The sequence below is a fragment of the Paenibacillus glucanolyticus NBRC 15330 genome, assembly GCF_004000885.1.
Taxonomy (GTDB): Bacteria; Bacillota; Bacilli; order Paenibacillales; family Paenibacillaceae; genus Paenibacillus_AQ; species Paenibacillus_AQ glucanolyticus.
Genome location: NZ_BIMC01000017.1, coordinates 117,594 through 123,696, shown reverse-complemented (window position 1 = coordinate 123,696; position 6,103 = coordinate 117,594). Strand labels below are relative to the sequence as shown.

Below are 6,103 nucleotides of genomic sequence, written 5' to 3'. Positions count from 1 at the left end.
GGTAGCCTGTCTTCACTGCTGCATTCTTATATCCCTGCACTGGATGCTTACCCGGTGCGATGGGAAGTGTGTAGGGCATCACATTCCCGCGTACTCCGCCGTCAATGTCGCGCAGTCCTGTCCAGTAGGATACGCCGCTTGGTGCGGCATTCCCCTTTTGCTTGCGGAAGACAGTCTCCCAGTTATAGTCGGCAACATCTGTGATGTGAAAATCATATACGCGCCCGATCACATCAACCGGCTCCATATCGGTAGCCACATGATGGGCCAGATCAAGGTTTGCACCGGGCTGTGTCGTAAAATCGGTCGGGGCGTTCTCCGCAATCGTACGGAAGTATACCTCATAATTCCCTTCATCCACCCAGACCGGCAGGAAAAATTCCGTATCCAACTGCGGTGTCGGGATTGTGATCCAGGTGCCCTTTGGATAAAAGATGCTCTTGTCACTGCTGTAAACATCGAACGGAAAATATACCTGCTTCGATCTTACATACTTGGCATAGTCACGGTCTCCGTATCCGTGAATGTTCCGGTGCTGGCCCGAAGTCGGAATGCGGACCGTAAATGGCCGATCCAGGATGAAGGCCGAGCGGTTCGGATTCGGCGTTGTCTTCTGGTTATGCGCCTGATCATCCGTCACGGAGGCGTAGTTGACGACAGGGGTATGCACGGTGACCGTATTGATGGCGTTGACAGGATATGTTTTATTGGAGCCGCCATTGATATTTCCAGGTATGAGTTCATAATCAATCGTGCCTGTACTCGTGGTATTTGCCTTATTCAACAGCGTACTGCTGATGAGATAATTTTTGCCGTACAGGACATCCCTTTGGATCGTTGTTGCCGGAGGTATTATTCCTGGTGTCGGTGCGGTTCCCTGAGCCCAGCTGTCACTCATGACAGTAGACCCGTTAAACAGGACACGGTCGTTTTTGACCTGATTTTGGCCTACTGCCGATTCGGCTGCCGAAGTAAAATCCGGGGTTGGTACAAAAGGTCTGCTCGAGCCGCCGGAAACGGTCTCCGTACCCAAGTCAACTTCTTCACAGGAAGCAGGCTCCACGTGATCGTCCACACTCGCGTTGTGTTCAGATGCAAGAACAGGGGGTGTGTAGCCGGCAGGAGTCAGATTAACCGTACCTCCAGGTAATGCGTAATTGCTGACGGATGATCTGGCTAGCCTGTAGACTTCCAGATTATCGATTTGCCAATATGAATACGGCCGGGTTATCGTGACTTGTTCTTCTACCGGGACTTCTTCTTCCATCGGTTCATCCGGCGTACCGGGGTCATTCGGTCCTGTGCTGGGCGTTCCCGGTATGGTCCAGGTTAGAATATAGGTCTTCTTCACGGGAACCGTATAGGTGATTTCCCCGGTCATGTTGGCCCATTGATTCTGGTATAAATAATTGAGTCCAAATACGTTCACGTACAAGGATTCAGAAGTAGGTATCCCGTCCAGCACATCAAACTTCTCGGAGTCCCGATCGTCAGCTTTCACTACCCCGGTTGCCACAGGGTCCATAACCGTATGTGATGATACGATCCCTTTACTCGCCGTACCAATTTGAATCCCGCAAGTATTAGGTGGACCACCTGGATCTACCCCTCCGTTATTCCCGCAAGAGGAGCCTGTCCCAACCTGAATCGTGGCATCGTCCGATTCATCCAAAGCCTGAGCCGCATCCTTAAAGTGAGCTGTAATCGTAGCTTGTCCTGTTGCCGCCACGGCTGTAACTGCACCTGAAGCGCTGACGGACATGACGCTGCTATCCGAACTTCGCCATGTCAGCTTGTCGTGCCTTTGCAGATTGTATGTACTGCCATCTATCTTCGTTAATTTCGCGGTAAGCTGGATCGTACCGGCTGGTGCTACACATGTCGGTCCAGTGATCTCTAAGCTTGATGTTCCATCAGCGAAGGTAGCTCGAAGGAGTTTGTCTTTGTACACGTAGGTGTACGTTGTAAAGTCAGCATAAAATTTATTGAAATAAAACACCTGTTTAGCGCCAGGATTTGCCCAATAATGATTGTATCTATCATTATTAAATGTCTGACTAAAATCAATAGTTATAAGATTTAAGTCAGTAACGTTTACAAGCGCTCCTGATCGTGGCAAAGTACTAGCATCTGCATATCCTGTGTCCGTAGGAACACCGCCACTAACTATTAGCGAATTCCTATCGACCCTTACATTAGTGGCCTCAACTTCCTCCTTAGAGATTCCCCCATCTCGAATCCATTGACCATAAAACGGTGAATTTGTGTCAATAACATAAAACGCCTTAGTTCGAGGGATTTTTGCTTCAAGCCTATCATCTGTACAGTTTGGATATTTAGGAAGCGCATTACCTTGAATACTCTCTGTTGCAGCTGAGTCGTCACAACCTCTACTGTCTCTTTTAGTAACAGTACCTCCAGAGGCCCTCCAATGCTTTCCATACCAGTTTGCTGCATCAAAAATGGACCAACGATCCCAGTAATAAACCCCACCGTAATTTGTATTTTCTTCCGATCGGACCTTGGTTTTACTCCCGCTTAGAGTATCAGTTTTATTTGTCCAATTGCTTACACCAGGTGTGAACCCTTCAAAAGAACGAATAATTGATCCAGTACTCTTATCAACCCACTCTAGCTTTTTTATTATTTTCCCTGTTGGTGCATTAATAGAAATAGCTTCAGTTTTCAACTGTTTTTTATCAGAAAATAAAAATCCACCATACTCATAATCGTCAGTATCTTTCATCATTTCATAGCTTATATTCTCGGTTAAGTCCCCTGCGGCATCAATTACATTTGGATATATTATAGTAATATTAAAAAACATAATAAATAACAGCAATAATGAAAAAGCTCGTGAAATCTTCAAAAGTCCACCTACTTAATCAATATTGATCTGGAAAGGACTTGGCTTATTATCGGGGCACCTGCCGAAATAGACTCTATAGATATTCGTAGAGAGCCATCTGTACTAAATTTTTCTTTAGGAATTACTAGCCCGTATACCTTTTTTCTTGGATTACTCGATTCAATAACAGAGGGCATAATTAGACTATTTCCAGTAGGAACACCATTGTATCCATGAATTTGCAGATTTACACGATCAGTGATTGGATAGCCTTTTGGATTTTTGTTAATTACTATGCGCGCTTTAACAACAACTACATAACATTTAAGATCATCAGTGAATTTTGCCCAATCCCCACTATAGGTCCTATAAGAGAGTTCATTTTTTGACGGAAGTAAACTTCTGTTCGGATCTTTTGGATCATTCCAGTTAATCGCTAGAAGCTCTTCAACCAGTAGAGTAGTACCGTCTTTTCCAGAGAATTTCATATTCGAAATTTTCCAAGATTTAATCCCAGAGTTATTGTTATTATCCGGCCCATTAAAAATCTCCGGTGCCACCGAGAAAATATTTGTCTTATGCCAATAAACTTCTGCTGCGGCTACGGCATATTTATCAACGGGAAGTTCCTTGCCGTTCTTGACTTGAAGCAATCTCTCAATGACCGCAATGGCCTGAGCTCTTGTTGTAGTCCCCTGTGGCGAGATTACCCCTGGAGCAGTGCCCGATATGATGCCATCTTTGGATGCAAGGTACATCCACTGCTTGTCTTCCACATCCTTGTATCCCAAAGCCTTTACCGCAAGCTTGGACATCTCTTCGCGCGTCATACGCTGCGTGAGCTGATTGTTGGCAAAATCCCCAGCCTTATATATACCTGCCGACTCGGCCGCTTTAACATACGGAGTATACCAAGAGCCTGAACTTGAGGAACCCAGCTCGATGTCCATGGCTGACACAGCCATTTTTATAAATTCTGCTCTGGAGACCTGATGATTCGGCAGAAACCTTCCGTCCGGATAACCATCAACATAACCGCGTTGGATCGCATCATTAATCGCTGCTTGAGCCCAGTGTCCTTGAATATCCCTGAAATTTTTATTAACAGTCTCTCGGGTTTCCGCTTTCTCTTCAACACTGGCATCTGCTTGCGCAGCCTCCACCGGGTTCAAGGCCAAACTTGCTAGTAAGACAGAAATTGCCGTTAATACACTAATCGAGATTTTCTTCATAACGATCCTCCTAAATACAGTAGTAGAATAAAACCTATGAAATTGCTTCATATCTCCTTCCTACGCCCTTGCTTAGGGACATCAGCCGTCATCTCTCACAATTACACAATAATTACATTTTTGTATTGAGAAGAGAAATTGTAGTTAGTTTATCATAAATCCTGATGTATTGGTATAATATTCCTATCCTGATTCTGTTCTACTAGATACATTCGCATCTTCGCACGTGACGGCTGATTCGTGTCTCTGGTCATGCCTAGATATGATAAAACCTCGAACGACAGCCACATAAAAAATATGTGCTCTCGATCGAGGTTTAATGGTTACACCTAGCGGTGTCGTTACAGATTCGGGGAGGACTCATCCCGGTCCCCTGCCTGAAATTCGGCTTTTTCTGCAGTTTGCTTATATACAGCCGCCAACACTTTCTCATAAGCGCTTTCAAATTCCTCAGGCAGCATTGGCTTGATATCCTCCAATACGGACAGCAGTTTAAATAATGCTTGCACCTCGTCTTCCGTCAATCCAAGCGGGTACATGGCAAAGTGTCCAATAAATGTGTAGCCGCGTCCTCGGCCTTGATGAGTAATGGGAATATGCATGGCACTAAGGGCATCCATATCCCGATAAATGGTTCTCTCACTCGTTCCACAACGTTCGGCAAGCTCTCTAGCCAGGATCCCAGGTCTTGCTTGTACAAGGGTAATGATTCTCATTAGTCGGATCAGTCGGTCTGTCATATGGCATTCTCCCTATCTTTCTAGTAAATTAGACATATATTTCTTGACTGCTAAGTAGTACATTCGACCCTGAAATCATTTTTCCTTTTTTATATAAAGATTCTCAATTACCGGTTAATTTTTAAGTCTAAAGTCCCTTTTGCTGTTCGCATTTCCAGACTAGGATTGCCGATATGTATCCATATACAAACTACTTAGTTTATAAAGGGCCTCTGCCTCCTTCAAATAATCCGCATCCCGAAATCGGGTTGCATATACAAGCATCTCATCTGCCTGTCTACGAATCAGATCTTCCCCTTCAGCCAAATTGCCCTGTTCCAGCTCGCCTCTTGCTTGCTCCAGTATCGATGCATTCTGGTATAACTTCAGGACCTTCTCAACACGATAATCTGGATTTCGATATTTCAATGCCGTATGATTGCTGAATTGAAGCGGGATCGTGCGGGAAGGCTGCAATACGACCTTCTGCTTCAGAACATCTACATAAGTCCATAAAGCGGTAATAATGGGATACACACCGGATGACCGGGAGCCCACGCTTAGTTCTAGAAGCAATTGTTTGGATTTTCCTTCGAATAAAGAGCCTAAAGACAACGAAATATTACGATCATTTAATACCTCACCTTGACACCCATACATATGTACCAATTGGACGCGCTCACCCAACTGAAGATGCAGCTGGACTTCTTCAGCAATATGCTGATTAAAGCCTTTGGACTGCGTTTTTGGCCTTAGGACACCAGCCCTCCACTCGATCAGCAGAAAGACTTGACTAGTGCCGCCAGCTGATACATGGCTGTGGCTCCATGTAAAATCCGAATACAAGCCTGACTGCAACACATCCACCTCTTTCCTCTTCTTCTAATAATGTACCAATACAGATGGACATCTTACTGTCACGGAACATATGTTCTGATTGTGTTTACGACAAAAAAAGACCACAGCCCTATTCGCTGCGGTCTTTTGGATATTTTTTTATTTGTCACTTTTTTGACAAGGAAATCTTTTACTCTTCGTGAAATGGAGATTCTATCACCCTATTGCTGCTGCTCTGGAGAGGGAAACCGACTTGATGTCCCCCATATCGCCTCCCGCACGTTGAATCGGGGCATAGGTTACTTTATCGATTAACAAACCGTTGCCTACCGGCTTTCCGTTCACTGTAATCATAATTTTTTTCACGTTATTGTCATTCATCATGATCGTCTTCTCCTTTTTATCTGTTCATTCATTTATGAAAAATCTCGTATGGGATCACTTCATTGCGCTTGCCTGAATTCATT

5 protein-coding genes are annotated in these 6,103 nt (G+C 44.7%); all 5 read right to left on the bottom strand.

Annotation, left to right across the window (positions count from 1 at the left end; all coding sequences use genetic code 11):
• Positions 1-1,951 (bottom strand): DUF5704 domain-containing protein (locus tag PGL02S_RS21405; RefSeq protein ID WP_255308659.1); only part of this gene is annotated, 1,951 nt, incomplete at its 3' end.
• A gap of 926 nt (positions 1,952-2,877) precedes the next feature.
• A complete protein-coding gene (locus PGL02S_RS21400; RefSeq protein ID WP_036641322.1) occupies positions 2,878-4,080 on the bottom strand; it encodes an S-layer homology domain-containing protein in 1,203 nt (400 codons plus the stop codon).
• 341 nt (positions 4,081-4,421) lie between these two features.
• Complete coding sequence (locus PGL02S_RS21395; protein WP_006208704.1) at positions 4,422-4,820, bottom strand: helix-turn-helix transcriptional regulator; 399 nt, start codon at positions 4,818-4,820, stop codon at positions 4,422-4,424.
• Positions 4,821-4,979: 159 nt separating this feature from the next.
• On the bottom strand, positions 4,980-5,666 hold the full coding sequence (locus PGL02S_RS21390; RefSeq protein WP_006208703.1) for a hypothetical protein: 687 nt from the start codon (positions 5,664-5,666) through the stop codon (positions 4,980-4,982).
• Positions 5,667-5,852: 186 nt separating this feature from the next.
• Positions 5,853-6,020, bottom strand: coding sequence for a hypothetical protein (locus PGL02S_RS28335; protein ID WP_006208702.1), 168 nt, complete (start codon positions 6,018-6,020; stop codon positions 5,853-5,855).
• Between the last annotated feature and the right edge of the window lie 83 nt (positions 6,021-6,103).

What these genes read in the sequence shown, in the direction of transcription:
- PGL02S_RS21400 (WP_036641322.1), bottom strand. Translation starts at nt 4,080, where the DNA reads ATGAAGAAAATCTCGATTAGTGTATTAACGGCAATTTCTGTCTTACTA.
- PGL02S_RS21395 (WP_006208704.1), bottom strand. Translation starts at nt 4,820, where the DNA reads ATGACAGACCGACTGATCCGACTAATGAGAATCATTACCCTTGTACAA.
- PGL02S_RS28335 (WP_006208702.1), bottom strand. Translation starts at nt 6,020, where the DNA reads ATGATGAATGACAATAACGTGAAAAAAATTATGATTACAGTGAACGGA.